General features: G+C 72.2%; 33 protein-coding genes and 1 tRNA gene. 2 read left to right on the top strand and 32 right to left on the bottom strand.

Annotated elements, in window-relative coordinates:
* Window positions 1-8: 8 nt before the first annotated feature.
* From OG393_RS30995 to OG393_RS30920, 16 genes are all read right to left on the bottom strand, one after another.
* Window positions 9-410, bottom strand: coding sequence for a hypothetical protein (locus OG393_RS30995; RefSeq protein WP_327378011.1), 402 nt, complete (start codon window positions 408-410; stop codon window positions 9-11).
* A complete protein-coding gene (locus tag OG393_RS30990; RefSeq protein WP_327378010.1) occupies window positions 407-796 on the bottom strand; it encodes a hypothetical protein in 390 nt (129 codons plus the stop codon). The genes OG393_RS30995 and OG393_RS30990 overlap by 4 nt, the downstream gene beginning before the upstream one ends.
* Window positions 793-1,209 (bottom strand): DUF6093 family protein, encoded by a 417-nt coding sequence (locus tag OG393_RS30985; protein WP_327378009.1) that lies wholly within the window; start codon window positions 1,207-1,209, stop codon window positions 793-795. The genes OG393_RS30990 and OG393_RS30985 overlap by 4 nt, the downstream gene beginning before the upstream one ends.
* Entirely contained in the window at window positions 1,206-1,841 is a 636-nt protein-coding gene (locus tag OG393_RS30980) for a hypothetical protein (protein ID WP_327378008.1), read from the bottom strand. Before OG393_RS30980 ends, OG393_RS30985 begins: the two co-directional genes overlap by 4 nt.
* A 12-nt stretch (window positions 1,842-1,853) precedes the next feature.
* On the bottom strand, window positions 1,854-2,204 hold the full coding sequence (locus OG393_RS30975) for a hypothetical protein (RefSeq protein ID WP_327378007.1): 351 nt from the start codon (window positions 2,202-2,204) through the stop codon (window positions 1,854-1,856).
* Window positions 2,205-2,257: 53 nt separating this feature from the next.
* Window positions 2,258-3,589: a hypothetical protein gene (locus OG393_RS30970; RefSeq protein WP_327378006.1), complete on the bottom strand. Its 1,332-nt coding sequence runs from the start codon at window positions 3,587-3,589 to the stop codon at window positions 2,258-2,260.
* A gap of 2 nt (window positions 3,590-3,591) precedes the next feature.
* A complete protein-coding gene (locus OG393_RS30965) occupies window positions 3,592-3,780 on the bottom strand; it encodes a ribosomal-processing cysteine protease Prp (RefSeq protein ID WP_327378005.1) in 189 nt (62 codons plus the stop codon).
* Window positions 3,777-4,469: a hypothetical protein gene (locus OG393_RS30960; protein WP_327378004.1), complete on the bottom strand. Its 693-nt coding sequence runs from the start codon at window positions 4,467-4,469 to the stop codon at window positions 3,777-3,779. Before OG393_RS30960 ends, OG393_RS30965 begins: the two co-directional genes overlap by 4 nt.
* Before the next feature lie 70 nt (window positions 4,470-4,539).
* A complete protein-coding gene (locus OG393_RS30955) occupies window positions 4,540-5,619 on the bottom strand; it encodes a VG15 protein (protein ID WP_327378003.1) in 1,080 nt (359 codons plus the stop codon).
* The gene (locus OG393_RS30950) at window positions 5,616-7,064 is read right to left on the bottom strand and encodes a phage portal protein (RefSeq protein WP_327378002.1); all 1,449 of its coding nucleotides are present in this window, start codon (window positions 7,062-7,064) and stop codon (window positions 5,616-5,618) included. Before OG393_RS30950 ends, OG393_RS30955 begins: the two co-directional genes overlap by 4 nt.
* 14 nt (window positions 7,065-7,078) lie before the next feature.
* Window positions 7,079-8,716, bottom strand: coding sequence for a terminase (locus OG393_RS30945; RefSeq protein WP_327378001.1), 1,638 nt, complete (start codon window positions 8,714-8,716; stop codon window positions 7,079-7,081).
* Between the two features lie 3 nt (window positions 8,717-8,719).
* Window positions 8,720-9,328 (bottom strand): hypothetical protein, encoded by a 609-nt coding sequence (locus OG393_RS30940; RefSeq protein ID WP_327378000.1) that lies wholly within the window; start codon window positions 9,326-9,328, stop codon window positions 8,720-8,722.
* Window positions 9,329-9,784: 456 nt separating this feature from the next.
* Complete coding sequence (locus OG393_RS30935; RefSeq protein WP_327377999.1) at window positions 9,785-10,075, bottom strand: hypothetical protein; 291 nt, start codon at window positions 10,073-10,075, stop codon at window positions 9,785-9,787.
* The gene (locus tag OG393_RS30930) at window positions 10,072-10,335 is read right to left on the bottom strand and encodes a hypothetical protein (RefSeq protein WP_327377998.1); all 264 of its coding nucleotides are present in this window, start codon (window positions 10,333-10,335) and stop codon (window positions 10,072-10,074) included. The genes OG393_RS30935 and OG393_RS30930 overlap by 4 nt, the downstream gene beginning before the upstream one ends.
* The gene (locus OG393_RS30925; protein ID WP_327377997.1) at window positions 10,332-10,529 is read right to left on the bottom strand and encodes a hypothetical protein; all 198 of its coding nucleotides are present in this window, start codon (window positions 10,527-10,529) and stop codon (window positions 10,332-10,334) included. Before OG393_RS30925 ends, OG393_RS30930 begins: the two co-directional genes overlap by 4 nt.
* On the bottom strand, window positions 10,526-10,885 hold the full coding sequence (locus OG393_RS30920) for a holin (protein ID WP_327377996.1): 360 nt from the start codon (window positions 10,883-10,885) through the stop codon (window positions 10,526-10,528). The genes OG393_RS30925 and OG393_RS30920 overlap by 4 nt, the downstream gene beginning before the upstream one ends.
* 49 nt (window positions 10,886-10,934) lie before the next feature.
* On the opposite strand from OG393_RS30920, the gene OG393_RS30915 reads away from it, so the two are divergent.
* Window positions 10,935-11,165, top strand: a complete 231-nt coding sequence (locus OG393_RS30915; RefSeq protein WP_327377995.1) for a hypothetical protein — start codon at window positions 10,935-10,937, stop codon at window positions 11,163-11,165.
* On the opposite strand, the gene OG393_RS30910 is transcribed toward OG393_RS30915, so the two are convergent.
* From OG393_RS30910 to OG393_RS30865, 10 genes are all read right to left on the bottom strand, one after another.
* Complete coding sequence (locus OG393_RS30910; protein ID WP_327377994.1) at window positions 11,162-13,417, bottom strand: hypothetical protein; 2,256 nt, start codon at window positions 13,415-13,417, stop codon at window positions 11,162-11,164. The genes OG393_RS30915 and OG393_RS30910 overlap by 4 nt on opposite strands.
* Before the next feature lie 91 nt (window positions 13,418-13,508).
* On the bottom strand, window positions 13,509-14,618 hold the full coding sequence (locus tag OG393_RS30905) for a hypothetical protein (RefSeq protein ID WP_327377993.1): 1,110 nt from the start codon (window positions 14,616-14,618) through the stop codon (window positions 13,509-13,511).
* Between the two features lie 195 nt (window positions 14,619-14,813).
* The gene (locus OG393_RS30900; RefSeq protein WP_327377992.1) at window positions 14,814-15,029 is read right to left on the bottom strand and encodes a hypothetical protein; all 216 of its coding nucleotides are present in this window, start codon (window positions 15,027-15,029) and stop codon (window positions 14,814-14,816) included.
* A 243-nt stretch (window positions 15,030-15,272) separates the two neighbouring features.
* Complete coding sequence (locus tag OG393_RS30895; protein WP_327377991.1) at window positions 15,273-16,895, bottom strand: TROVE domain-containing protein; 1,623 nt, start codon at window positions 16,893-16,895, stop codon at window positions 15,273-15,275.
* Window positions 16,896-17,287: 392 nt separating this feature from the next.
* Window positions 17,288-18,694, bottom strand: a complete 1,407-nt coding sequence (locus tag OG393_RS30890; RefSeq protein WP_327377990.1) for a hypothetical protein — start codon at window positions 18,692-18,694, stop codon at window positions 17,288-17,290.
* Window positions 18,691-19,173 carry a hypothetical protein gene (locus OG393_RS30885; RefSeq protein WP_327377989.1) on the bottom strand — a complete coding sequence of 161 codons (483 nt, stop codon included), beginning with the start codon at window positions 19,171-19,173 and terminating at the stop codon, window positions 18,691-18,693. The genes OG393_RS30890 and OG393_RS30885 overlap by 4 nt, the downstream gene beginning before the upstream one ends.
* 26 nt (window positions 19,174-19,199) lie before the next feature.
* Window positions 19,200-19,271 (bottom strand) — tRNA-Ile (locus OG393_RS30880).
* Window positions 19,272-19,360: 89 nt separating this feature from the next.
* A complete protein-coding gene (locus OG393_RS30875; RefSeq protein WP_327377988.1) occupies window positions 19,361-20,473 on the bottom strand; it encodes a DUF932 domain-containing protein in 1,113 nt (370 codons plus the stop codon).
* 14 nt (window positions 20,474-20,487) lie between these two features.
* Complete coding sequence (locus tag OG393_RS30870) at window positions 20,488-20,754, bottom strand: hypothetical protein (RefSeq protein WP_327377987.1); 267 nt, start codon at window positions 20,752-20,754, stop codon at window positions 20,488-20,490.
* A gap of 11 nt (window positions 20,755-20,765) precedes the next feature.
* Window positions 20,766-21,035: a hypothetical protein gene (locus OG393_RS30865; protein WP_327377986.1), complete on the bottom strand. Its 270-nt coding sequence runs from the start codon at window positions 21,033-21,035 to the stop codon at window positions 20,766-20,768.
* A gap of 162 nt (window positions 21,036-21,197) precedes the next feature.
* Between OG393_RS30865 and OG393_RS30860 the strand changes: the two genes are divergently transcribed.
* A complete protein-coding gene (locus OG393_RS30860) occupies window positions 21,198-21,458 on the top strand; it encodes a hypothetical protein (protein WP_327377985.1) in 261 nt (86 codons plus the stop codon).
* A 30-nt stretch (window positions 21,459-21,488) separates the two neighbouring features.
* On the opposite strand, the gene OG393_RS30855 is transcribed toward OG393_RS30860, so the two are convergent.
* The 6 genes from OG393_RS30855 to OG393_RS30830 all read right to left on the bottom strand — a co-directional run bounded on the left by OG393_RS30855 (window position 21,489) and on the right by OG393_RS30830 (window position 24,143).
* On the bottom strand, window positions 21,489-22,058 hold the full coding sequence (locus OG393_RS30855) for a hypothetical protein (RefSeq protein ID WP_327377984.1): 570 nt from the start codon (window positions 22,056-22,058) through the stop codon (window positions 21,489-21,491).
* A complete protein-coding gene (locus tag OG393_RS30850; RefSeq protein WP_327377983.1) occupies window positions 22,051-22,278 on the bottom strand; it encodes a hypothetical protein in 228 nt (75 codons plus the stop codon). The genes OG393_RS30855 and OG393_RS30850 overlap by 8 nt, the downstream gene beginning before the upstream one ends.
* Window positions 22,275-22,901 carry a 3'-5' exoribonuclease domain-containing protein gene (locus tag OG393_RS30845; protein ID WP_327377982.1) on the bottom strand — a complete coding sequence of 209 codons (627 nt, stop codon included), beginning with the start codon at window positions 22,899-22,901 and terminating at the stop codon, window positions 22,275-22,277. The genes OG393_RS30850 and OG393_RS30845 overlap by 4 nt, the downstream gene beginning before the upstream one ends.
* A 3-nt stretch (window positions 22,902-22,904) precedes the next feature.
* Complete coding sequence (locus OG393_RS30840; RefSeq protein WP_327377981.1) at window positions 22,905-23,465, bottom strand: hypothetical protein; 561 nt, start codon at window positions 23,463-23,465, stop codon at window positions 22,905-22,907.
* Entirely contained in the window at window positions 23,462-23,719 is a 258-nt protein-coding gene (locus OG393_RS30835; RefSeq protein WP_327377980.1) for a helix-turn-helix transcriptional regulator, read from the bottom strand. Before OG393_RS30835 ends, OG393_RS30840 begins: the two co-directional genes overlap by 4 nt.
* A 205-nt stretch (window positions 23,720-23,924) precedes the next feature.
* Window positions 23,925-24,143 carry a hypothetical protein gene (locus OG393_RS30830; protein WP_327377979.1) on the bottom strand — a complete coding sequence of 73 codons (219 nt, stop codon included), beginning with the start codon at window positions 24,141-24,143 and terminating at the stop codon, window positions 23,925-23,927.
* Window position 24,144 lies beyond the last annotated feature (1 nt).

Genomic DNA, 24,144 nt, shown 5'->3' with positions numbered 1-24,144 from the left:
GGGACCTCCTACGCGAGGGAGCGGATCATGTACTGGATGGGGGCGAAGAAGACGGGCGGGGTGACGTCGTCGTCGCGGATGACGGGCGGCCCGCCGATCTCCTCGGGCCGCCACGCGCTGCGTCCGGCGACCGTCACGCCGCCGTGCAGCGCCGAGCGGACCTTGTCGGCCACCCACAGGCACTGCTCCTCCCTCGGGCCGACCGCCGTCACCTGAAACAGCCCGTCGAAGGACGTGCGCTGGTCGGCGAGAGACTCCGACACCGACCGGCCCGGCGACATGTACACCACCGCGTACATCCCGGTAGCGGGCAGAGGATCGGGCGCGCCGCCGGTACCGACCGTCAAGTCCACGGCCTCCAGCGCCGCCACGATCGCGTCCCGGTGGTCCAGCACGCTCGGGGCACTCATCCGCGGCCCATCTGCGCCGCGATGGCCGCCACATGGGCCGTGAAAGCTGCGGCCTCCGCCGCCAAAGCCCGGCCGCCATCGTTGTGCGGCGGATTCTTCGACGACCCGAATTCCAGCAGGTTGCCCAGCGGGCCCTGAGGGCGGGACTTGTCCGGCCCGATCTCCGCCGCCGCGCCGCCCGGGTGCGGACGCATGTCGTAGCTGATGCTCGACGGGTACAGCCGCGCATGCCGTCCGGCCGAGGCCCACGCGTTCCCGCGCCAGCCGTTCTTGACGTTCAGCGCGCCCCGCTCGACCACCGCCTGCACCTGCGCCTGCGCCCGGACGGCGTTGCCGCGGAGCACCCCCGCGAGGGCGTCGAGCTGACGCGTGTTCGCGTTGATCACGAGCGTTCCTCCGTGATGATCCGCCACGCCGTGGCGGTGCTGCCGTAGTGGACGCCGGTCACCCACAGCCGCAGCCCGGCAAGCCGCGGGTCCGGCGAAGCGGCCACGTCGACGACATCGCCTGCCCTCGGCCGCTCCCCCGACGCGGGCAGCTCGGTCGCGAAAGGCAGGGTGACCCGGTACTGGCGGAGCACGACCTCCCGCTCCCCGGCCTGGACCTCGCTGTCGGCGAGCTGCGCCGGCTTCACCCGGGCCGCGCCGGTGTAGAAGACGACGACCGGCGGGCCGGGGACGCTCAGTCCCGTCGTCCGGTCGAAGATGTCGGGGCCCGGCCGGAAGATCGTGATCGTCTCCCGCATCAGGGCCTCTGCCTCCCGGCGGCCCGCCGCGAGCGCCTCGTCCAGCGCGGTCACGACAGGACCACCGAGAACGCGGTGCGCCGGTAGGGGCGCAGGTCGGCCCGGTGCCCGGGGGTGAGGCGGGCGTTGCCGATGGTCTCCGATGCGAACGTCCGCGCATAGTCGTCGATGCTGACGGAGCGCAGGTTCTCCGGGTTGGCCAGGTTCATGGACGCCAGCTCCAGGACGATGTCGACGATGTCGTCCGGGACGTCCGCCTCGCCGTGCGAGTAGGTGACCCGCACGCGCGGCGCCCACACCCCTCGCCGCGTCCAGGGCCAGCCCATCGTCCGAGTGGGCGCGTAGTAGGGGTAGGCGCGGGTCAGTTCGCTGCCGAGCCGCGTGTAGTCGACGTCCTCCACCGCGGTGACCTCGACGCCGCCCGGGTCGGCGAGCTCGACGACGGTCAGTGGGTGGTCGTCGTCGACGACCAGGGGCCGCTGCGGCAGGGCCAGCACCCGGCCGCCACCGCCGAGGACCACGGTCTCGTGCTCGACGAGGGTGAGGTCCTGGCGGGTGAAGGAGCGGACGCGGGCCGAGGCCCGCCGCAGCGCGAGGTCCAGGGCCGCAGTGGAGATGCTGCCCGACTCACGCTGCATGGCGGTCTCAAGGTCGGCCGCCGTCGCCAGCGGGGGAAGATCAGCCACGGCGGCCTCCCCTCACGCCTCGCCCACGACGGCCGTGAGCTGCTTGACGAGCGTGGAGCGCGGCGAGTCCTTGGCCTGCTCGGCCGCCAGGGCCTCGGCGGCGCGCTCCGGGTCGTCGCCGACCCAGCCGACGACCGCGGCCACGGACGCCTCGATGTCCAGGCCCTCCGGCCCTTCCGGGCCGCCGCCGTCCGGTCCGGTCCCCTCCGCCGGGCCGTGAGCGGGGGTGAGGTCGGTGACCTTGCCGGGGGCGCGCTCGAGGAGCAGCGCGGCAAGTTCGCCGGTGACCTCCTGGCCGGCGGCGAGCCGCACGGACCGGTGGCCATGAAAGATCTTGATGTTCTCGCTGACGCGGACGCGCACGAGACCCTCCTTCCTGTGGCCCCGCCCGGGTCGGGCCCGGGCGGGGCGTGCGGTCAGCTGGCGGAGTGCTCCAGCACGACCGCGCGCTTGAACATGGCCGGGTCGCCGTTCGCCAGGCTGTCGGACGGCACGCCGTAGTCGCCGACCCACGACCAGGTCGTGGAGACGACCTGCTGCAGCCGGTCCTGCGGCGGGCGGACGATGAGCGCGACGTCCGCACCCGGGGCGACGTTGACCATGGAGATGTCCGGGACGTCGGCCACGCCGGTCTCCCGCAGGAATCCGCCGATGTCCGCGAAAGGCGCCGCGACGAGCGCACCGGCGCCGACGACGACCGGCCGGTGCACGGTCGTGCTCAGGCCGTCGACCCCGGAGGCGAGCTCCGGGACCTCGTTGTTGCGGACCCAGGTCAGGCCGCCGAACGTGCCGAGCGCCAGGTCCTGGTAGGTGGGCGAGTCGGCGCGGCCGCGGTAGAGGGCCTGGAACTCGGTGTCGTCGAACAGCTGCGACTCGGTGACCGGGTCGATGTGGGCGATGAAGTTGCCGCCCTCGGCCGCCGGCACGTTCATGCGGCGCAGGCGTGTGACCGCGGCCCGGAAGTCGGCGAAGGTGATGATGTCGCCCCCCGCGAGGTCGAACGCCGTGTCGTTGGAGGTGCCGGCGCGCACCGAATACGGGGCCTGCGCGGAGACGACCGCGTCACCGGCGGTGTCGGCGCGGCCGGTGCCCAGGGTGAGGGTGTTGGTGCCCGTGTCGACGCCGGTCACGGTGTTGGCGACGCCGTCGATGGTGACGGTCAGCGGGTTCGACGCGGAGACCGCGGTCGGCACGCCGTCGACGAGGACGTGGGTGAACCCGTCCGTGGACGCGACGATGATCGTGGAGTCGGAAGTGGCGGTGGTGGTGCACCACGTCCGCCCGCCGGCGTACCCGGCGTAGAGCTTGTTGCGGGCCAGCCGGTTCAGCGTCTGACCGGCCTGGATGCCCAGGCGCGAGATGTCGTTGAGGTACTTCGACGCCAGCGTCATGCGCGACTGGAGCATGTTCGTGTCGACGGACTTGCCGTACTGGTCCATCGTCACGGTCCACTGCTCGACGTCGTAGGAGCCGGTGGACGGGTCCGAGCCGGTCGTCGGCGTCGGGTCGGGGGTCATGAGCCCGTTGCGGGTCATGATGCGCGTGTCGCCCAGGCCGGCCTGCCACGCCTCGACCTCCGCGATCTGCGGGAAGAGCAGCTCGGGCAGCAGCGACTCGTGGAACATCCGCTCCAGCATGCCGTCCTGCATGATCGCCTGGATGGCGGCGGGGAGGGTCGACCGGACGTCGTGACGGCCGAGCTGGAACCAAGCCCGCGCGCGGGCGCGGGCGACGGTCTTGGTGATCATTTCTACTCCTGTGTGATCTCGACGGACACGAGGTCCGGGTGCTGAAGGGCGATCTGCTCCAGGCCCAGCAGCGCGGTGTGGGTGATGGCGGTCACCGCCGCGCAGACCCGCCCCTGCTCGGCGTGCTCCTCGTGGCCGTGCACCTCGATCGAGGTGCGGCCGTCGCCCAGGCGGGCGCGGACTCGGATCACGAGCGGAGCCTGACCCCGTACTTCGCGAGCTCCTTCGTGAAGTCCTCGCGGGACGCCGTGCGGTAGTCGACCGGCGGCGGGTCGGTGCGCGGCCCCTGCGACGGGTCGGGCTTCGGCTGCTTCGGCTGCTGCGGTGCCGGGGCCTGCCTCTTCAGGTGGGGCTTGCGCTCGAGGAGGTCGGCCAGGTCGGCGGTGATCTGCTCGGTGTCGATCTCGCCGTCCGTGTCGGTGTAGGCGGACAGGTCGAGGAAGGCGACGGCGTCGTCCGGGTCGGCGAACTCGGCCGCGGCGGCCTTCACCTCGGCGCGCACGGCGCGCTTCGTGGCGGCCTCGGCGCGCTTCGCGGCGGCTTCGGCGGCGGTCGTCGCCTTCTCCAGCTCGGACTTGTCGCGGTCCTCGAACTCGGCCACCTTGCGGGCGAGGTCGTCCGCGCGCTTCTTCTCGGCCTGGGCCAGCTTCTTCGCTGCGGCCTTCGCCTCACGCTCCTTCTGGAGCGCGCGCTTCCCGGCGTCGCCGAGCGGGTCGTCTCCGGAAGGGTCCGGGTCCGGGTCTCCGCCGCCGGACGGATCCGGCGCCGGGTCGGGGTCTCCGCCGCCAGGCGGGGCGGCCGGATCGGGGTCGTCGTGGCGGGACAGGCTGAACCAGTCCGTGCCCCGGGCAGCGGACAGCCAGCGGTTGTGGAGCTTCATGCGGTGTGTCTCCCGTCGCGGGATCAGGGAACGGCCGGGCGTCGCGCACGGCCGGTGAACGGCGGCTGCCTCAGTCGAGGTAGCCGAATCGCCGGAGCATCGCGATGGCCTCATCGCGGGACTCGGCGAGCTTGTAGATCTCCTCAGGCAGGAGACGGGGGGAGCGGAGTTGGAAGCCCCGGCCGCTGGCGGGGACCTGGCCGCGGGCGATGGCCCGGGCGCGCTCCGACCGGTAGTAGGCGCCGCGGCGGGTGACGCCCTCGCGGGTGGCGCGCAGTTGTCGCCGGTACGCCGTAGCGGTGGTCATGCCGCGTCGGGCGTTGACGACCGAGGTGATGGCGGCGCCGTCCCGGATCGCCCGGGCGCCGGCGGCGGTGAAGATCCGGTCCTGCTCCCGGCGGGACAGCGACCGGAAGTAGACGTCGGGGTCGACGAAGCCGCGCGGCCCGCCCCGGCCGACGGTCGGCGCGAACTCGGAGCGGTCGAGGGAGCCCCGGCGCAGGCTGGAGCGGGCGATCAGCGTTGCGGGCACGTGGATGCAGTCGCACCGCGGATGCCGCTGGAATCCGGCGTTCCAGCCGAACTCCTTCCCAGACAGGATCGCGCAGCGGGCGCAGCACGGGGCGGTCGCGACGCGGATGTAGCCGGAGATGGTGCGCCGCCCGGCGATCCCGGCGCCGGCCGCCGTCCGGCCGGCGTTCGTCACCTCCGAGGCGGCGATGCGGAGCAGCTGGTTGAGGCCGCGCATCATCGCCTCGACGTCGTCGGCCCCGGCTGCCACCGCCTGCTTGGTGGTGATGACCGGCAGGTATAGGAGGGAGTCGAGCGCCCGGCCGTCCGCCGCGTATCCGGCGTACCCGCCCGGGCGGACCCGGGGGGCGGCCTCCGCCGCCGGGCCGCCGCCGGCGGCGACGGCCGCGTCCAGGTAGGGGTCGGCGAGTGCGGCGGCTGCGGCCTGCCCGGCCGTCACGGTCTCGAGCACGCGCGGTCCGACGAGCTGGTCCCAGGAGCCGGTCAGGTTCCGGCGGTCGAGCTCGCGCCACAGGGCCTGGACCCGGTCCGCGGCCCGCCGCGATACCCCGGCGAGCGCCGCGTAGTACGCCTCGGCCAGCTGCGTCGTGGTCAGCGACTCGGGCGAGCTCACGCTCATGCCGCACCAGCCGGCTCGGGCTCAGGCAGCGGGTCGTCGGCCGGGTCGTCGTCGGCCGGCTTCGTCCCGGCCTCCAGGGCGGCCATGTCCCCGGCGAGGATGCGCTGCATGGCGCTCGCGGCGGCCTGCTCGTCGGCCTCCTCCATCCGCTCGATCTGCGCCTGCGTGTAGCCCAGGTCCTCGCGGGTCTGCCGCAGCGGCACGATCTTCGCCGAGAACTTCTTCACCGCGGCGTCGGCCTTCTGCGCGACCGTCGGCGTGGAGGCGTCCCGCCAGATCGTCTCCAGCGACAGCACCCGCGGGTCCCACTGGCCGTCCCGGATCCGCAGCGCCAGGCGCATCACCTGCTCCCACGCCTCGCCCCACTCCCGCTGCCGACGCTCGGCCCGCTTGACGAGGCGGGACTCCGAGGAGCGGATCGCGTCGGCGGAGGCAGGGTTCTCCGTGGAATAGCCCAGGAAGTGCGGCGGCAGGCCGGCGAGCGAGGCGACCAGCCGGGCCAGCTGGTTGATCGTGTCGTGGAAGTTCTTCAGCTGCGCCTCGGGGAACTGCAAGACGTCGGCGCCGCCGTCTTCGCCGGAGCCGCGGCGCCGTTCGGTCGCCCAGACCCGCCCGATGATCCGCGAGAACGCCGAGACGGGCCGGCCGCTCTGGTCCTGGAAGTCCTCCTCGCCAAACCCGAACGCCACCCGGCGCGGGGTGGCGTGGTACTCGGCGGACACCATCATGTCGGTGGCGATCTTGCAGGCGGCGTCCGACAGCGAAATCACCGACTTCAGCTCGGACACGCCGCCGGGCTTCTTCAGACGGGCCCGGTTCGCCAACGGCACGATCGGCACCTCACCGAGCTCATGCTCGTCCCGCTCGAAGCCGGGGTCCTCCCGCCACACCCCGTCCTCGCCCTTCAGCCACCACGACGTGACGCCCGGAAGGTACAGCGTGGCGTGATCAACCGGCGAAGCCCCCTCCGGCTCCTCGCACCAGCGCTTCACCCCGGCCACCACAGCGCCGGTCCGCGGGTCGTGCTCCGCGTACACGTCCATTGCGGACTCCACCGTGATCAGCGGCGTCGCCGGGTCGTCCTCCCGGGCGCCGACGATCACGTAGGAGCGGCGCTGGATGAAAGCGTCCAGGTGCCCCTGGTGGGACTGGGCGTCGAGCCGGTTGGCCTGCCAGATCCGCCACAGCTCCGTGTCGGCCTCCGCCTCATCGGGGAAGCGGAAACCCTCGACGTCCAGGCGCTCCTCGATGGCGTCGACGACGAGCATCGGCCAGTTCACGACGACCTGGCGGACCCGGTCGTCCATCTCTGCCTGGAGCTCCGGCGCCAGGTACGACAGCGGCTGCTCGCCCTCGTAGTAGGAGTCCATCAGCCTCAGCTGGGGCTTCTCCCGGTCGTGGCACTGCATCAGGTGCGTCAGCCACTGCTGCTCGGTGCGCTCCATGGCTCACCTCGCTCTCACCGCAGGACGATCATCTTGGACTTCTTCTTCGGGCGGCCCTGACCGGCCTTCAGGGCGTCGGAGCGCGCTTCCCAGGACAGGCATCCGGCCATCGCGCCGTCGATTTTGAACGGGGAGTCGTGGCGTTCCTTCTCGATGACCCACAGCGGCTGCCCGTCCTCGTCGAGCATCTTCAGCTTCTTCTTGCGGGCGTTCGCGATGTGCCGGGCCAGGTCCGCGCTGCCGTCGTGCGAGACGTCCCCGGCCTTCATCGCCCGCTGGTAGGCCCGCAGGCTGTACGCCATGGCCTTCAGCCGGTTCGTCCACCACTCCGTGACGACCTTCTCGCCCCACCGGCCCTTCCAGCGGACGATCATGCCGTCCCAGTACGGCGGGTCGGCGTACACGCGCACCACACGCCACCGGTCGAAGGCGGCGACCAGGGTGCTGTCGACCTCGTCCTCCGGGCACTCCCACTCCTTGGCGTCCGCAGGGCACTCCCAGATCCCGAGCGGCCACTGGTGCCCGGTCTCAAGGTGGGTGGCGACCAACGCGGTGGCGTCGTGGAACTGGGCGCCGTCGAAACCGACCGCGATGGCGTCGCCGTCCGGGACGACCAGGTCCGGCGCCGCGAGGCCCTCGCGCCACCGCAGGACGTCGAACGCCTGCCGCCCGGCCTGCACCCGGCGGTTCAGCCACACCCGCTCGTAGTACGACCGGTCCGTGTCCGGCTGGTTGTACAGCGAGGCGACGTAGTCGACCTGGCCCTCGAAGTCCGGCCACATCGCGATCGCCGGCCCGGACGCCTCGCGGATCGCGGCGCGCAGCTGCTCGTCGTCGGTGAGGTCCTCGTCGTCGCGCGGCGTGGCCTCGCGGTGGAAGAAGAACAGGGTCCGGTCGTTGGTCTTCTCCTGGGCGACGAGCTCGGCGTACTCGTGCGTCCCCTCGGCCACCGACCCCTCACCAGGGGTGTACGTGGTCGTCGTCTCCAGCGACCACGGGTCAGCCAGCATGCGCTTCGGGATGTTCGCCAGCATCGTCTGATGCGCCGCCTTCAACCGCGGCAGAACGAAGCGGTGCGTCTCGTCGAAATGCTGGAACGTCGTGCGCGCCCCGTCACGGGAGTCGGGCGCCGCCGCCAGGGCGACCGCCTTCCCGTCACCGATGATCCGGGTGATGCGCTCCAGGCCGGCGTCGAAAAGATCGGCGTCCGGGCCCTCACTGCACATCACCCGCAGCGCGCCGTAGGCCAGTTCCTCGGTCTGCTCCTCGGTGTAGGCGACCATCGGAATGTAGGGGTCGGTCACCGGCCTGCCGACGGGCTGCCCGTGCGCGTCGTATCCGTCGCAGCGCACCGGACCCTCGGGGTGCAGCTCGGCGAACGCGACCGCGGCGGCCAGCTCGGTCTTCGCGGTGCCCTTCCGCACGGACAGGCCGACCCGCTTGTAGCGGCGCCGCCCGGCCCGCGGGTGATCCTGCGGGTAGACCTCGTACCAGGCGTAGATCAGCGCCCGCTTCTCCGCGTCGAGGCGGTACGGCTGGCCCCGCAGGTCACCGGGGCCGTGCACGCAGTGCACCTCGAGGAGGTCGCACACCTGCTTCCCGAGGGTGGGCCACGGCTCCTCATCTGCCCCGGGGACGATGAGTACGCCCATCGCCTACACCACGCGGAACAGGGACCGCGGGTCCTCCAGGTCACCGGCCGCCGTGGACGGGGTGAACTTCCGGCGCCCGGTCGTCGTCCGGTCGTCCGCTTCGCTGTCGGCGATCTCCCAGCGGAGCCGGAGCAGCGCGAGCGGAGTCAGGCCGAGACGGTCGGACAGCTGTCGAGCTTCCTTGGCCGCGTCCAGATCGCCCATCTCGGCCAGAACCTTCCACCGCACGTACTGGGCGACGTCCCGGGTCCAGCTCATTCGCTCCCACGCCACGGACTGGGGCGTCCTCCACAGCTCGCGCCACAGCTTCAGCTCCAGGGCCCGCTGACCCTCGATTCGCTTCGCCAGGACGGCGGCCTCGAGCTGGGCGCCCTCCAACTTGCGCTGCGCGGCGCCCTTACGGGCTCCGGTCAGCCGTCCGTCGGCTAGCTCGTCAGTCAGCCGGGCGACCGCGGCCTCCGCCGCCTCGAATCTGGCCTCGGTCACGATGTCCGCGGTCAGCGGCCACGCCGGAGCCTTGCCCTTCCGTCCCTCGGCCGGCAAGCGGGTCATGGCCACACCTGCGTTGCGCCGCTGCGCGTTCTTCTTCGGCGGCGGACCCATTCCAGCCATGGTTCACCTTCCTTGTGCCGTCGCGGCACGTCTCGGCCCCGCCATCGCGGCGGTGCCAGGTGTTGCGGAGGGTCACCGGTCGCCGGTTTCCCAGGTCTCCCAGACCCGTACACGGAGGAATCGCCCTCCCCGGCGGTCCGCCAGACGATCATGGTCGGGGGCCTCCCCCCAGGCCCAGGTCACTCAGGGTGACGGCCGTGTGGATCTCGTCGGCGTCGAGGCCGGCTCGTGACGCTGCTGAGGGCGCGCTGAAGCGGCGCGTTGAGTGCTTCGTCGGCAAGCTCGGCGGTCGGCTGCGCTGCTGCTGCTGTTGTGGTGTGGCGCAGCGTGGGGTGTGGGTGCCGACTGTGGTGTGGTGTGTGGCTGTTCTGGGGTGGCTGGTTGCGGGTGGTGGTGTGGGGCGGCGTGCGGTCGGTGCGCGGCCGAGGCGGCGGGTGGGGTGGGGTGTGCTGCCTGCTACCCCTTGGGGTGGGGCAGGAGGGCGAGGGGCGGGAGCGGGACCAGGCAGGGGGCGGTGCGGGTGTCGGTGAGGACGTCCGTGCGGTCGGGGCTGAGCTGCTTGTGTCCGTGGGCGTCGCGTGTGAACGCCTGGTAGACGATGACGCCGTGCCCATCCCCGGGGTAGAGGTGGAGGGGGTGGCCCATTGCGATGTCGCAGGGGGCGATGCCGTTGGCCTGGACCCAGGCGGCGAGCTCTGCCCGGTGGGCCTCGACGACCTCCGGAGGGATGGTGAGCGGCTGGGTCACTGGTCCTCCGGGGGCTGGTAGTTCGATGCGTTCTCGATGGTCTCGGCGATGCGGAGCATGCCGGCTCGCTCGATCCAGCCGAGGCCGTCGCTGTAGGCGAGGCTGAGGCGGGTGTCGCCGTCGGTGTCGATGACCTTGAGGAGTACGAGGGCGGCGGAGACGAGTTCGCCGTCTCGGACGGTGGCTTCGATGCCGAGGCCGTCGATGACGTCGCCGATCTTCCGCAGCGGGGTGTCAGCGTTCTCGTCCCAGCCGCTCATGCTCGCGGGCCCTTGGCGGCGTCGAGGTTGATGTCGCCTTCGAACATGACCAGGCCGCCGAGCCCCAGCTTCTCCTTGAGCGCCTGGGATATCTTCGCGGCCTCGAGGATGGCGTCGTCATCGCCGAGGCTGCCGACGTTACCGATGAGCAGGAGGTCGCCGGGCTTGAGCAGGACGACGCGTGTGTCGCTCATCGGTTCCATCCTCCGGGCTGGTGGTGCGCGGTCTCGCTGGAGTGGCAGGGGCCGCAGAGCCCGCGCCCGTACTGGGGGTCATCTGGGTCGAGGCCCTTGGCGACGAGCTCGCGCCGGCTGAGGGGGTGGTGGTCGGCGTGGACGCTGCGGGCGGTGCGGCAGATGACGCAGACGGGGTGGCGGGCCAGGACGCTGGGGCGGAAGCGGCTCTCGTGCCCGCGGCCGTAGCCACGTTGCCGGGCGCTGCCGCGGCGCTGCTCTGCCTCGGCCCGGTGGTCGACGCAGCGGCCGCCCTGGTCGGTGTACTCGGGGCAGCCGGGGGTGGAGCACACCCGCCAGCCTGCACGTCTGGGCATCTGCAACCCCCTGTCGCTATGGTGTGGCCCTCGAACCTGGGGGTGTGCGATGGCGGAGAAGGCAGGGCCTGACGCGGCGGTGGGCGTGGTCGCGGTGGGTGTGGCGCTGGTGTTCGTCGGGATTCTGACGGGCTATACGGTTTGGGTTTTCGTGGTGGCCGGTCTGCTGATGATCGGGGCGGTCGCGGCGACTGCCCGTCAGCGGCGGACGGGCCCGGCGCCCGATGTAACGCTGCGCCCGGGCGGCGAGAACCGGCCGTGGCGTAGCGAGGACGACTAGACGGCGTACCAGCTGCTCCCTGACGGGATGACGGTCGTGGTCTCCCACTGAGCGGACAGCACCTTGGTGGCGGCGCCGTCGATGGTCTCGCCGCCGGTGGTGGCGACGGTGACCGCGTTGCCCGAGCTGTCGGTCTTCTTGACGAGGTACCGGTTCGGGGTCGCGACGGCGCTGATCAGCGTGATGGTGACGGGCCCGCCGGACGCGTCGACGAGTAGGACTTCGTCGATGACGCGGACGGTGGTGTCGCCGGTCACGGTGCGCACCGGGTAGGCGACCTGGCCGTTGACGAGCCTGAGGCCGGTCGGGTTGGACACGGTCACGCCGGACTCGGTGAACAGGCCGGTGAGGCGGATGATGCCCTTCGCCGCGGCCATGGCCGCTGACGAGTTGCCGGAGAAGGTGGGTGTTCCGGACTCGGTGGACAGCTGGTCGATGTCGAGGGTGGGGCCGACGCCGCCGGAGCCCGCGCCCATGACGTAGATCTGGTTGGTGCACGCCTCGATGCTCGCCGAGAGAACCTTCATGGCGTGTACGGAGCCGACGCTGCCGGCGTAGGTGCCGACGGCGACGAGCCCGGCCCAGCAGTACAGGGCCATGTAGCGGGTGACGAGGGCGTGCTCGGTGAGGAACAGGGCGTAGGTGTAGCCGCCGCCGACGGACAGGTTGTTGACCATGACGTGGTCGTTGTTGCCCGGGGCGGGGAGCAGCGCGCCGACGGACAGTCCGGTGCCGAAGACGTTGGGGCTGGTGTAGTCGCTGCTCGGGGCGGCGACGGTGCCTGCGGTGCCGATTCCGACGTTCTCGATGTGGGCGTTGGCGCAGCCGTAGAGGTTGAAGGCGCCGTAGGTGAGGCCGTAGGCGCTGTGGGTGGTGAGGATGGCCAGGTTGCGGATGACGGCCATGATGTTGGCGAAGTTCGCGGCCTGGCCGTAGCCGGAGCCTTCCTGGGGGCCGCTGATGACGCCGGGGTTGCCGTCGGAGTTCAGGTTCGTGGTCTGGGCGCTGGTGGAGGCGAATACGCCGAGGCTGATCAGGCACGATCCGGCGAACTGGGGCACGGTCTGCTGCCAGTGCCGGACGGCTGCGGCGCCGTCGGTGGCGCCTCGGAACTCGAGGATTTTCTTCACACCGGAGGTGGCGATGGACCCGAACACGAGCTGGCCGTTCCCGGACCGCGTGTTGTCGAGGGGCCCGGCGACGATGTAGGGCCGGGGCGGGAAGTACACCTGGGCGTGTGTGGCACCGGCGGTCAGGTAGTTCTCGGCGGCGTCGACGGCGGCCTGGATGGCGGCGGTGTCGTCGGTGCCCCAGATGACCGAGGCGCCGGACACCGTGAGTGCTGCGGCGTCGGCCAGGGTGACCTCGGTGGCCGAGGTGTAGGCGGTGATGGTGGTGATGAGCGAGGTGACGCCGGTGACGGCCGCGCCTTTGACGAGGATGGCCTTGCCGACGTCTGCGGGCTGGAACGGTCCGCTGGCGCAGGTGAGGGTGGTGGAGGCGCTGCTCATGGCGCCGTCGGCGGCGGCCTGGCCGTCGCCGACGGCGCCGTGGTCGGTGATGTCGAAGACGTGGTCTGGCGGGGTGGCCGTGGCGTAGCCGCCGAGGCCGAGTGCGGTGCGCGCCGTGGCAGCGTCGTCCAGGTCGGTCAGGTTGCTGGCCTGTGCGAGGAACTGGCCGGTGGCCCATGCCCGGTCGCCGTGCGGGTCGGTCGCCCCTGCGTGTGCGGTGATCTTGTTCGTGGTGTCTGTGGACGCCGCCGTAGTCGCTGCGGTCTGGGCTCCGTCGGCCTTGGTCTGTGCCCCGGTCTGGGTCTCGAGGGCGCTGGTGTCTGCGATGCCGTGGACGCTGGTCGTGGCGGCGATGTGCGCGGCAAGTGCCGCATCTGTGCCGCCGCCCGGGGTGCCGTCGGGGGCGTCCACGGGCGTGAAGTCGGCGAGCTGCACTGTGCCGGTTCCGATGATGTTGGCCCAGTATGTCTGGCGGCGCCCGCCGGTGGGCTGGAGGTCGACGCGCCACAGCCATCCGGCCGGTTCGATGCCTGCGGCGTCGCAGGGCAGGATCTCGACGCTGAACTGGCCGTTGGTGTCGAGGGCGACGGGGCCGCCGCCGGGGTAGATCGCGTTGTTGTCGGCGTCGACGAGGGTGGCGGACGGGGTGAGGACGATCCGGCCGGTGTAGGCGGTCCCGGCGACGGCGGACGGCAGGGTGCCCTCGAGCGTGACGGTGGGGGTGCCGGAGGGGAACGGCATGGGCACCTCCTGGGGGTGTGGCCGCCGTCCGGGTCGCGGGCCTTCGAGGGGCCGGGGCGTGTGCCCCTTCGCCGGACGGCGGAGTCGCTGGTCAGCAGTCGAGGGTGAGCGGGGGCCGCCATACCTGGCCGTCGCCGGGGGTGCCGGGGGTCGGGGTGTAGTGCAGGGGCACGAGGTGGGTCGGGGCCGCGGTCTCGTTCTCGGTGCCGAGCCACAGGTCGATGATCTGCCAGGGCTGTCCGTCGAGGACGGTGACGGTGCGCGGCTGGCCGCCGCAGGACGCGGTGCTGAACGTACGCCGGGCGTAGGCGGGTGCGCCCCAGCCGACGTTGCCGGGGGCGGTCCAGCCGCTGTAGAGGCTGGGGGATGTGGCGTAGCCGATCGGGGTGCCGGCGCAGTAGCCGCAGCCCTGATCGGAGTAGGTGAGCACGTACTGCTGCTGCTCGGGGTCCCACCAGCCGCCGGGCCCTTCGACGTGTCCGCCGAGTCCGGCGACTCGGCGGACGCCGACGCCGGTGCCCCCACTGCCCCAGTGGTTCAGCTGCTCAATGCGGAGCTCGGTGGCGCCGGGCTGGGTGCAGACGATCGCGGGACGGCCGCCGGGGGTGCCGGAGTCGATGAGGCCGAAGTCCCCGTTCCCGCCGCAGATCGACAGGGCGGGTTTGTTGTAGGAGCCGTTCGGGACGGCACCCTGCCCGCAGGGTCCGGACGGGCCTGCGCAGCCCATGACGTTGTAGGCGTTGGCGTAGGAGTCGGACCAGTGCCTCGGTGCGTTGAACCACAGGATGTACACGCCGTCGTCGGCGCCCCAGCCGGTGCGGCGGATCATGCGGGGGTTGAAGCAGCCTTGGCCGGTGCCGCCGCAGGTGGTCTGCCAGGACCGTTGCGCCCACGGGTCGAGGCTGGCGGGGTCGAACAGCACCTGTGGCTGCGTCCAGGGGCCGGTGGATGCGGGCGCGGTGGACACTCCAAAGCCGCACCAGGGCGTGCCGCTGGTGCCCCAGCGGAATCCGCAGCCGTACATCGTGCCGTACAGGTAGTAGGTCCCGTCGTACTCGCGCATCACGGTGTCGTGCAGGTCCACACCGCTGATGGTGAACGCGGCCGGCGCGGGGCCGGGTGTCCCCTCGGCCGGGGCGGCGCCGGTGAGGAGCGTGGTCACGGCGAGCAGTAACGCGGCGAGGGCACGGCGAACTCGCACGAGGCGCCCCCTCCTCTCGGTCAGGGGGCACACGGCGCGCGGTCCGGACAGCTACGGGATGCGGTGACCCGCCCAGTCAACGCCGCCTGGACGTTGGCGAGTTGAAGCGGAACGCAATGGGGCCCCGCTGAATGGCTGGGCCCCATGACGCACTACCTGCACCATGGCTGATGATGCGTGGCACTGCGTGATCGGTCAAGCGGCGTCCTTGAGGACAACTTTCCGCAGGTCGGCGAGATCCCAGAGCGCGGTGGCCTGCCCGGTGCTGCCGGGCGCGCGCCGGTAGTCGGCCGCGGTGATCCCGTGGCGGCGCGCCCAGGAGCGGAACGAGGCGGGTGTCATGCCGAGCGAGTAGGCGGCCATGGCGGTCGTGACGAGCGGACGGTGACCCGAGTCGGCGGCGCTGATCATGAGTCCCATGGTCGCCCACGCTGACGAAGAACGCGGCGCCCCTGTCCTCGGCTCGGTGCTGCGGGTGCGGTCACGGCACACCGGCCAGCCCGGCCCGTGCGGCAGGTAGCAAGGAGCGAGCGATGACGAACGACTCAGGATGGGGATTTCGCCCGTAGCGACGGCCTACGCGGCTGCGCCCTCTGATCCCGAACACCGGGATCAGAGGGCGCTTGCCCATCCGCGCCGGCGCCCCGACGCGCGCTACGGCCGCTGCTCCCAGGGCCAGTGGGCGTCGCGGCTGGCCTCGAGGAGCGGGATCATGCCGAACGCGGCGTCCGTGAGACCGCCGAAGGTGTGGCGGTTGCTCCGGCCGGACGGGCCGTGCCCGGCCTGATGCCCGGCGAGGTTCCAGGTGTATACGGGCACGTTGGCCGGCACCTGGTCCGTCGGGTTCCCGGCCCAGTTGTAGGAGGCCTGCTCGTCGGTGACGATCACGACGCGGTCGTGCCCGGCGTAGTGCGCGCGCACTGCTGCGGTGGTGTTGGTGCCGCCGAGGTCGTGGAAGCGCTCGAGGACACGGAGCAGCGACTCGCCCTTCGCGAACGGCACCGGCCGGCTGCTGGAGCCGAACTCCACCAGGTCTGCCTGCTCGGCGCGGGCGGCGAGGGCGACGCCGAAGACCGCGGCAGAGTCCGCCCGGTTCAGCTTCGTCCGCTCGGAGATCCCGCCGAACATCGACCCGGACCGGTCGACGAGGGCGAGCGTCCGGCCCGGCAGACGGGGGACGTTCGCGAGGGAATGCCCGAGCGCCGTCTCCAGCGCGTAGGCCCAGCGCAGCGAGGGGACGTGCTGGTACGCGGCGAGGAACCGGAACGGGAACTGCCGCGACCGCGCGACCTGCTCCGGGTCGGCCAAGCGGGCGATCACGCTGGCTGCGACCTGGTCGGGGACGCCGGCCTCGTCAAAGTTCCGCAGGTTCCGCAGGAGCGCCATGTAGCCCATGGCGGGGATGGCGGCCGTCCACGCCTCGGCGTCCATGGGGCCCTGGAGCCAGCCAGCAAGGGCCTCCCACGTCATCCCGGCCTGCTCGAGGACGTCCAGCTTCTGCCGGTCCCGGAGCGCGGCGCGCCGGTCGTCGAGCGGGAGGGCGTGGAGCCACGCCCGGTTGGTGAGCATGTGCAGGCCGGGCGGGATGTCGTTGCCGCGGCCGTGGCGTCGGTCGATGGCGTGCTTGAACAGAGCCCCCTGCCAGGGCCGGTCCGGGTGCGGGGCGGCGTGGACGAGCTCGAGGACGTCGCCGAAGCGGTAGCCCTTGGCCTCGGTGTCGTACTTGAGGAGTGCCCGCTCGGTGTAGAGGCGCTGGACGGCGTCGGCCACGCCGCGCTTCACCGGCTTCGGGAGGCGCCGGCCGTAGCGTCCGGTCCAGTACGCGAGGAGCTCGCCGGGCTCGTCCGGGCGCTGAAGGACGGAGTTGATGACGGCACGGTTCGACCAGGCTGCTGCACCGTCGACGGCGATCGGGCCCGGCACGCGGGCGGCGGCGCCGTCGGCCTGGAGGCGGGCGTGGACGAACTCGGCGGCGCCGACGAGCGACGCGGTGCGCATGTTGCCGTCGCCGCGGAGCCACCGCAGCAGGCCGGCGGTCCATGCGGGGTCGTCGACGGCGAGCTTCCGCACGAGGGCGGCATACCGGTCGTCGCGGGCGCCCGCCTTCTCGTAGAAGGTGTCGGTGCCGACGGTGTTGGCGACGGCCAGGAGGAACAGCTCACTCTTCTCGTCGCGGAGGTAGCCGGTGCCGCCCTCGTGAGTGCGGCCCTGCTCCCCGGTCGTGGTCACAGGCGAGCTGGCGGCCGGGCGGGTGCCGCGGAGGTTGAAGCGAGCCATGAGAAAACCCCTCACGTGGAGGGGGAGACGAAGCGTGGGGTGCCCGAGATCAAAGTCGGCGACGGTGACGAAGCGCTCTGGGCCGCTGAGCTACCTCCGGAAGGACCGGTGGCCGGGATTCGAACCCGGGTCACTCTCTTAGCAGGAGAAGTAACCGTTGCCTGCGCACCGGGCACCCCAATGCTTATGCCTCCCGAGATCAAGGTGGGGCACGGTGTTTCACCTGAAGAAGTAACCGTGTCCTGCGCACCGGGAGGTGCTTGTGGGCTTCACCGTAGCTACACGCCGGCTGAAGGCCAACGTGTTTTCCAGAGAGTTCGTACGTTCGGCGTGCGCCCGGACAGCGCCGGACGCATCCGGACTGCTCCGGACGGGCGCCCCGGGACGCCGGGCTACGAGCCAGCGGAGGCCGCCGGGGAGACCGGCGACGGCCGGGCCTCCGCCGAGTTGTCGCGGAGGCGGTCCTGAACCTGACGGGCCGTGTCCTGTGCGACGCCGAGGCCGGTCTTCAGCGCGCGAATTGACGCGACCCGCCCGTACTTCTCCCTGTACTCGTCGTCGATGACGCGGGCCCGGGACATGAGGTCGTCCGGGGCGGTGGCCGGTGCGTCCACGCGGGCGTGGACCGTGCGGCCTCGCGGCGGCCGGGCCAGTTCGAGGACGGGCACACGGCACCGCGCCTCGGGGTGTACCTCCTCGCCGGTGACGAGGTCGAGGTGCAGCGCGGGGGCGGTCGCCGGGCCGGTGCGGCGCGGGGCCGCGGCGCGGGCGGGCGGCGTTGGTCCGGCGACCGTCGCCACCCGGACCTGCGCCTCGGAGACGGGCACGCCGTACTCCGTGCACAGCGAGGCGAGCTCGGCGGGCGCGGTGCGGACCGCATCGAGCGGGTGCACGGTGCGTAGCTCCGCGCCGGTCACGCCGAGAGGGGTGCGGGCGTACTCCGGTCCGGGTTCCGGGGCGGGTGCGGGCGTACCTGTCCAAGGGGAGGTGAGAGGTACGGTCGCCAGCTCGATGGCGTGGCGGCGGGCGGCGAGGTCCTCGAGGAGTCGTGTGCGCTGCTCCTCGTCGGCGCCGACGCCGGCTCGGGCGACGGCGGCCTCGAGGCGGCGGCGGCCCCAGGCGCGGAGCGTGGGCCGGGAGGCGAGGCGTACGGCGCGAGCGGTAGCCCGGTCGCGGGTGATCTGCTCCGCGGTACGGTTCCGCGCCGCGACACCCAGGTAGGACAGCAGCCGTGTGCGGGCCTCCCGGCCAAGGACGGCGAGCAGGCCCGTGGAGAGCGTCGCCGGGCGGGCCATGCGAATCTCGAGGCCCATGGCCTGGTGCCACAGCAGCGCGGCCATCAGCGGGCCGATGACGGCGCGGACGGTGCCGCCGACGATCCCGGACTCGGAGTAGGCGGGGATGACCTGGACGCCGGTGATGACCCACATCAGGGCCCCGGCGGCGCCCGGCGATCCGGCCGTTTCGGCGGTGGCGGTGGCCCGCTTGTTCGCGCGGGCGATCACGGCCCAGCCGAACAGGGCGAGCTCGGCCGCGGCGAACATGACGAGCCGTTCGGTGATGTCGCGCATGCCGAGCTGGTGCGCGGCGAACCGCCAGCTGGTGTCGGCGCTGTAGGCGGTGCACACGGCGGCGCCGGCGGCCGCGACGAGGACGGGGGTGGGCGGCCAGGTGCGGCGGCGCAGGGTACGTGCGGTGAGCCAGAGCAGCAGGACTGTGGTGGTGAGGGCGAGGGCTGCGCCGGTGGTGGCTGCGGCCGGGTGCTCGCTGGCCCACCGGGTGAGGGTGGCCGGGGTCATGCGGGGGCCTCCGTGGGGTGGTCGGTGTCGGCCGGCCTGGGGTGAGGTGGCGTCGGCGCCAGGCCGTGGAAGTGGGGGGCGAACTCCGGGGTGCGGCGGCGTCGGGTGCGGGGGGCCGTCGGCGGGGCGTAGGAGCTGCGCTTGGCGAGGAACTTGAGGGTGGTGGTGGCGGTGAAGGGGCCGGCGAGGAAGAGGGCGTTGGCGTCCTCGTGGGTGAGGCCGAGGGCTTCGCGGCCGACGTCCTCGATGCGGCGGGCTTCGCCGTTGCGGGTGGCGGTGTCGTTGTGGACGGTCCAGCCGGTGAGGTGTGCGGCCCATGCGGCGACGCACAGGGTGGTGCCGCAGTCGGGTTCGTCGTCGGGGGCGAGGGGGCCGTCGGCGTCGATCCAGGTGGCCATGTTGAAGGTGTCGGGCCGGGCGAGGATGGCGTCGAGGACGGCGGCGGCGACGTCGGGCGGGGTGGCGGGTGAGTGGTTCATGGGCACGTCCGTTCCTGGTGCTGGCGTACCTCCGGCCGGACTCGAACCGGCGCGCTGCGGGGTATAAGACCGCTGCTCTGCCACTGAGCTACGGAGGCTGGTGGGCCGCGCCCGGGGAGGGGCCGGTCGTGGGCGCGGCCCCGGGGGCGGCGGCCCGGCCGGGGGGTGCCGGGCCGCCGGTTCGGGGTCAGCGGCGCAGGAGCATGAGCCGCTGGTGTGCCTGGGTCTTGCGGGCGCCGTCGGTGTCCTCGATGAGGGCGGTGGCGCGGGCGATCTCCTCGCTCATCGTCTGGCCGGGGCGGCGGGGGGCGATGTGGTCGAGGTAGTCGGTGATGGCCCGTTCCCCCGCGTAGGCGTTGCGGCCGACTCGAGTGCTCTCGGTGCGGAACATGGCGTCGAGGCGGTCGGTGCGGCGCTGCGCGGAGCGGCGGGCCCGGTCGGTGGCATCGTCGTCGAGTGGCCACAGGGCGGCGATGACAGCGTGGAAGTCGTCGATGGCGAGGTCGGTGCGCACCAGGGCGTTCTGTTCGGCCTCGAAGCGTCCGGCGTAGCGGAGGGTCAGGCCGAGGGTGCGGCGGGCTTCCTCGAGGCGGTCGAGGGCTCCGGCAGTGTGGCGGATGGACCACCGGTAGACGGCGTCGCGGAGGGCGAAGCGTTCGGTGTTGCCGCACACGACCCGCCAGGGGGTGGCCAGGACCTCCATCTGTGAGGAGCCGTCGTGGGAGTTGACGGCGACGATGAACAGGCGGATCTCGTCGTCCAGGCCGCCACGGTCGATGACGATGCTGGAGGGGATCTGCATGGTGATGAAGACCCGGCGACCGCCGCGCGTGGCTCCGGCGGACTCCCACAGGATGTTGTGGTTGTCGGCAAGGTCCTGAAGGAAGCCGAACACCTGCCGCTGCTGGAAGGGGGTGTAGCGGGCGCCGACGATGCCGAGGGGGTCGCCGGTGTCGGTGCGGACGTTGACGAACTGGTCCGGGACGATGCGGCGGGTGCCGTTGAACAGGAACTCGGCGGGCCGCTTGTCGACGTCGAAGTCGATGCGGCCCGCGCGCAGTACGGTGTCCACGCTGCTGGTGCCGCCGGGGATGACGGTGCCGAGGCCGTGCCACGCGGGGGTGCTGGTGTAGAGGGCGGCTTCGCCGCGTGTGGTGTCGAGGCCGTCGCGGCCGATGACCTCGCCGTCGTCGTAGCCGACGGTGGAGACGTAGGCGCCGTCCGGGCGGCGGCGGGCGCGGGCGGCGGAGACGAGGGCGCGGCGCTGGTCGTTGAACTTCTGGTTCACGTCGGTGCTCATGATGGGTGCCCCCTTCAGGCGGTGATCAGGCGCCGTGCGGCGTCGATGGACGTGCGGACGGTGTCGAGCTGGCGGTCGAAGTCGGCGCGGGGCTCGCCCTCGGCCGGGGCCATGAGCCTGGCGAGCCGGAAGGCGCGGCGGGCGTAGGACAGCTGGGTGCGCGCGCGGTACTCGTTGGGGCCTCGCACGGCGGTCGCTCCGGCGACGGTCCGGCTGACCTCTTCGTACTCGTCGATGAGGGCGTCGAAGCGGGCCTGGGCGGCGGGGTCGACAGTGGGCATGGCGGGCCTCCTCAGCGGACCGGGACGGGCAGGGATGCGGTGCGCGGGTACTGGTCCCAGGCGGCGACCAGGACGTGGGCCTCGGCGGGGCGGTAGGCCATGACGCGGTAGAAGCGGAGGCCGATCATGCGGAATGCCTTGCCGGGCTCGCGCCGGTACGTCTGCCGGTAGACCCGGGCGGCGGCCCTTCCGTAGGCGGATGCGTAGCGCCAGTCGGCCGGGAGACCCTGCCGGACGAGGTACTCCGCGACGGTGATACGGCGGCTCAGCTGCGGCTTCATGACGCCCCCTTCGAGAGGTGGTCTCTCTTGCCTTCCCCTTCAGTATAGGACAACATGTTGGCCTATGGAATGGCCTAAGGGGGCGTGGTCCATGATTCTTTACCAAGGAGGTGGCCAACAGTGCGGCCCACACAGATCACTTCCCGTGCGACGATGGGCGACATGGCCCGCAGCAACTACGAACCCTCCGACGAAGCAGCGAAGCTCTTCCGGAAGCAGAAGCGCCTCGTCGACGACCAGGCCGAGATCAAAGAGCCGCTGCGGGAGATGGCCGTGCGCGAGATGCGGGACGCGGGCGCCACCGTCGGAGACCTCGCCAGGCTGACCGGGCTCAGCACCGAATACTTCCGCCGGATCGCCCGCGCCGGGGGCATCGAGCGCCGGCGCGAGCCCACCGTCCGCCGGCTCGCCGACGACGACTGAGGCCCGGCGGACTCTCCGGGCCTCCCCCGCTCACACCGTCCGGTGCTCCGTCAGCAGGTACAGCCGGCGTCCCTCGTAGCGCGCGGGCTGCCCGGTCTCCTCGTCGTCGCACGCATCGTTCACGCACCAGGCCCGCGGCCGATCATCATCCGCGCGGCCGTACACGGTCCGCTGCCCACACGCCAGGCACAGGGCGTGCCGGAAGTGCACGGACGGCCCGCGCAGGCCCAGGACGGTGAGGACAGTGCCGTGCCAGCGTCCGACGGTACGCGTTACCTCCCCCACCCGGCCCGCGTTCTCCGCGCCCGGCGCCAGCGCGCGCAGCGCCCGGTACCACAGCTGCTCGTGCTGCGAACCGCGGAGCTCCCGGTCCAGGGCGACGGCCTCGGCCTTGATCCGCTCCGACCAGCTGACCGCCTCCAGGGACGTCGGCGGCCGGGACCCGGGCGGGGTGTGCCCGCCGGCCTGCCGCGGCTGCCGGGTGCGCAGGCCGAGGGAGTCCAGCCTCGCTATCAGGCCCGGTCCTCCGTCGCCGGGTGTTGTGGCGTCGCCGGTCCACCGGTCGGTGAGATCGGCGACCAGGCCGTCGAGCTCAGCCACGGGTGCTCTCCTTCGGGCGCAGGTGAACGACACCGGGGCGGATCGTGGCGTCGGGCATGAGCGGCAGGCCCCGGTAGTTGCCGATCTCCGCCGTGGTGACGGGCTCGCCGAGCCGGTCGGCCAGCGCGGCGCGCAGGGTCGCCGTGAGCTGGTCAAGGGTCTCCGGCGCGACCGCGATCTCCTCCACGGGCTCGGTCTGGATGATGAGGGTTCGGCTCATCGCTCGGTGTCTCCGGCCATGTAGATGTGGTCGTTCTCTACGCAGTGCGACGCGACGCAGCGCCGAGCCGACGCGGGGGCGGCGAGTTTGTCGAGGGCCTGGGCGCGGACGAGGTTGTGACGGGCGTCGGCGAGCGCGTTGTGAACGCCGGCCGGCTGCTCCGGGAGCTGCGGGTTCCCCAAGCGCTGGGCCTCCTGCCTCAGGTCGTTGGTCCACATGGGGATCCCGTCGGGGAGGTGCGCCATGGGCCCGGCCAGTTGGGCGAGAGCTACGTGGTCGTAGGCGCCGTACCAGGCCCACAGTTGCGGGTCGTCGGTGTCGAGAATGAAGTCGTGTACGCGGTCAGTGATGTAGATGCGGGTTGCCAGCGACGAGGCGTCCGGGTGGTTGTCGTCCCAGGCCCACACACCCGGGTTGTCCTCGCGGCCGAGCGGCCAGCGCATCGGCAGGGTGGGCAGGACGTTCTGCCGGAGCCACGTGTGGTGAACGATCCTCTCGTACGGCGCCTCGCAGTTGATGAGGTACAGCTCGGCGCCGTCGGACTCGCGGACCATGCCGATGCTGATGAGGTCGATGGTTCGGCCGTCCTCGATGAACTCGCAGTCGTAGAACACGCGGGCCATGAGTCAGTTCTCCTTCGTGTCGGCCCCGGGCTGGGGCTCCCGGGGGTCGAGGGCGGCGAGGATCCGCTCGCACTGGTCGCGTCGGAACTGGTGGGAGTGCCGGCTTTCTAGGGTGGCCGTGCACTCGGCGCGGACGCGTTCGTTGGCGGCCTCGGCGGCCTGGGCGCGGGCGTGCTGCTCGTTGGCGGTGCGGCGGTCGGCGTAGGCGGCTTCCATCCAGCGGCGGCGGGAGTCGCGGTACTCGGCCACGCGGCGCTCGGCCTTCTCGGCGCGGGTGCGCTGTTCGTTGGCCTTCTCGGCGCACCGGGCGGCCATGCGGATGGCTTGTCCGTCTTCGTTGCTGGCTGCGACGAGGAGCTTCATCCGCTCGATCTCGGCTTCGGCCCGTTCGGCGCGATCCAGGAGGGGCTGGACGACGGCCATGACGGCCTGGGCGTCGCCGCCGTATGCGAGGACGTCGTCGGGGTGGGCGTCCGGCCACTTGTGCGGCTGGGCAGCCTGCTCGTAGATCGCGGCGGCGATCTGCTCGCGGAGCTGCTCGGCGGCGGGGCTGGGCTGGGTCACTGGTCGGTCTCCTCGGTCATGCGGCGGTCTCGGCGGGCGGACACGGAGCGCACGGTCAGTCGGCGCCCGCACAGGCCGAGAATCTGCTCGGCCCAGTCGAGGGTCAGCACGGCCCGGCCGGTGAGCATGTGGCTCATGTGCTTGGTCGAGAGACCGAGTCGCCGGGCGGCTTCGGCCTGGCTGATGCCCGCGTCGTGGAGGGCGGTACGGACGAGGCCGCGGAGGGTCTCGGCGGCGGGGCTGGGCTGGGTCATCGGGCGCTCCTGGTCGGGGTGAGGGCGCAGGGCCGGCAGTAGGTGTGGCCTTCGGCGCACTGGCGGGGGCATTCGGCGCGGAGGCCCCGGCGGAGGTGGCTGGCGAGGATACGTAGGCGGCGGATCATCGGTTCTCCTGGCGTGGCAGGGGCGCACCGTGTGTGGGTGGCCCGGTGGGGGGAGGTCGTGGAGGCGCGCCCCTTGCTCATGTCCGGGGCTCGGTCGCTTCCGTGCTCTGGCTCGTGCGGAGGGCATCAGCGATGGCGAGGAGCCCGCCCGCGATGGCGAGGTTGGACTGGGCGATGAGCGCGCGGGTAGCGACGTCACCAGGGACGGACCTGCCGCCGGTGATCAGGTTGAGTCGCTGGGCGGTCTCGTTGATGGCGTGGAGGGTGTAGGCGTATGGCGTTTGGGGCTGGTTCACG

This window comes from Streptomyces sp. NBC_01216 (assembly GCF_035994945.1).
GTDB lineage: Bacteria > Actinomycetota > Actinomycetes > Streptomycetales > Streptomycetaceae > Streptomyces.
This window is presented reverse-complemented; position numbering and strand designations above follow the sequence as displayed.

Excerpts from the sequence above, each read along its gene's own strand:
- OG393_RS30890 (WP_327377990.1), bottom strand. The coding sequence starts at position 18,694 with ATGACCCCGGCCACCCTCACCCGGTGGGCCAGCGAGCACCCGGCCGCA.
- OG393_RS30850 (WP_327377983.1), bottom strand. The coding sequence starts at position 22,278 with ATGAGCCGAACCCTCATCATCCAGACCGAGCCCGTGGAGGAGATCGCG.
- OG393_RS30955 (WP_327378003.1), bottom strand. The coding sequence starts at position 5,619 with ATGAGCGTGAGCTCGCCCGAGTCGCTGACCACGACGCAGCTGGCCGAG.
- OG393_RS30900 (WP_327377992.1), bottom strand. The coding sequence starts at position 15,029 with ATGATCAGCGCCGCCGACTCGGGTCACCGTCCGCTCGTCACGACCGCC.
- OG393_RS30910 (WP_327377994.1), bottom strand. The coding sequence starts at position 13,417 with ATGCCGTTCCCCTCCGGCACCCCCACCGTCACGCTCGAGGGCACCCTG.
- OG393_RS30835 (WP_327377980.1), bottom strand. The coding sequence starts at position 23,719 with ATGACCCAGCCCAGCCCCGCCGCCGAGACCCTCCGCGGCCTCGTCCGT.
- OG393_RS30865 (WP_327377986.1), bottom strand. The coding sequence starts at position 21,035 with ATGAAGCCGCAGCTGAGCCGCCGTATCACCGTCGCGGAGTACCTCGTC.
- OG393_RS30940 (WP_327378000.1), bottom strand. The coding sequence starts at position 9,328 with ATGGCTGGAATGGGTCCGCCGCCGAAGAAGAACGCGCAGCGGCGCAAC.
- OG393_RS30960 (WP_327378004.1), bottom strand. The coding sequence starts at position 4,469 with ATGAAGCTCCACAACCGCTGGCTGTCCGCTGCCCGGGGCACGGACTGG.
- OG393_RS30925 (WP_327377997.1), bottom strand. The coding sequence starts at position 10,529 with ATGAGCGACACACGCGTCGTCCTGCTCAAGCCCGGCGACCTCCTGCTC.
- OG393_RS30915 (WP_327377995.1), top strand. The coding sequence starts at position 10,935 with ATGGCGGAGAAGGCAGGGCCTGACGCGGCGGTGGGCGTGGTCGCGGTG.
- OG393_RS30845 (WP_327377982.1), bottom strand. The coding sequence starts at position 22,901 with ATGGCCCGCGTGTTCTACGACTGCGAGTTCATCGAGGACGGCCGAACC.
- OG393_RS30995 (WP_327378011.1), bottom strand. The coding sequence starts at position 410 with ATGAGTGCCCCGAGCGTGCTGGACCACCGGGACGCGATCGTGGCGGCG.
- OG393_RS30870 (WP_327377987.1), bottom strand. The coding sequence starts at position 20,754 with ATGCCCACTGTCGACCCCGCCGCCCAGGCCCGCTTCGACGCCCTCATC.
- OG393_RS30875 (WP_327377988.1), bottom strand. The coding sequence starts at position 20,473 with ATGAGCACCGACGTGAACCAGAAGTTCAACGACCAGCGCCGCGCCCTC.
- OG393_RS30895 (WP_327377991.1), bottom strand. The coding sequence starts at position 16,895 with ATGGCTCGCTTCAACCTCCGCGGCACCCGCCCGGCCGCCAGCTCGCCT.
- OG393_RS30950 (WP_327378002.1), bottom strand. The coding sequence starts at position 7,064 with ATGGAGCGCACCGAGCAGCAGTGGCTGACGCACCTGATGCAGTGCCAC.
- OG393_RS30945 (WP_327378001.1), bottom strand. The coding sequence starts at position 8,716 with ATGGGCGTACTCATCGTCCCCGGGGCAGATGAGGAGCCGTGGCCCACC.
- OG393_RS30930 (WP_327377998.1), bottom strand. The coding sequence starts at position 10,335 with ATGAGCGGCTGGGACGAGAACGCTGACACCCCGCTGCGGAAGATCGGC.
- OG393_RS30860 (WP_327377985.1), top strand. The coding sequence starts at position 21,198 with ATGGCCCGCAGCAACTACGAACCCTCCGACGAAGCAGCGAAGCTCTTC.
- OG393_RS30920 (WP_327377996.1), bottom strand. The coding sequence starts at position 10,885 with ATGCCCAGACGTGCAGGCTGGCGGGTGTGCTCCACCCCCGGCTGCCCC.
- OG393_RS30970 (WP_327378006.1), bottom strand. The coding sequence starts at position 3,589 with ATGATCACCAAGACCGTCGCCCGCGCCCGCGCGCGGGCTTGGTTCCAG.
- OG393_RS30885 (WP_327377989.1), bottom strand. The coding sequence starts at position 19,173 with ATGAACCACTCACCCGCCACCCCGCCCGACGTCGCCGCCGCCGTCCTC.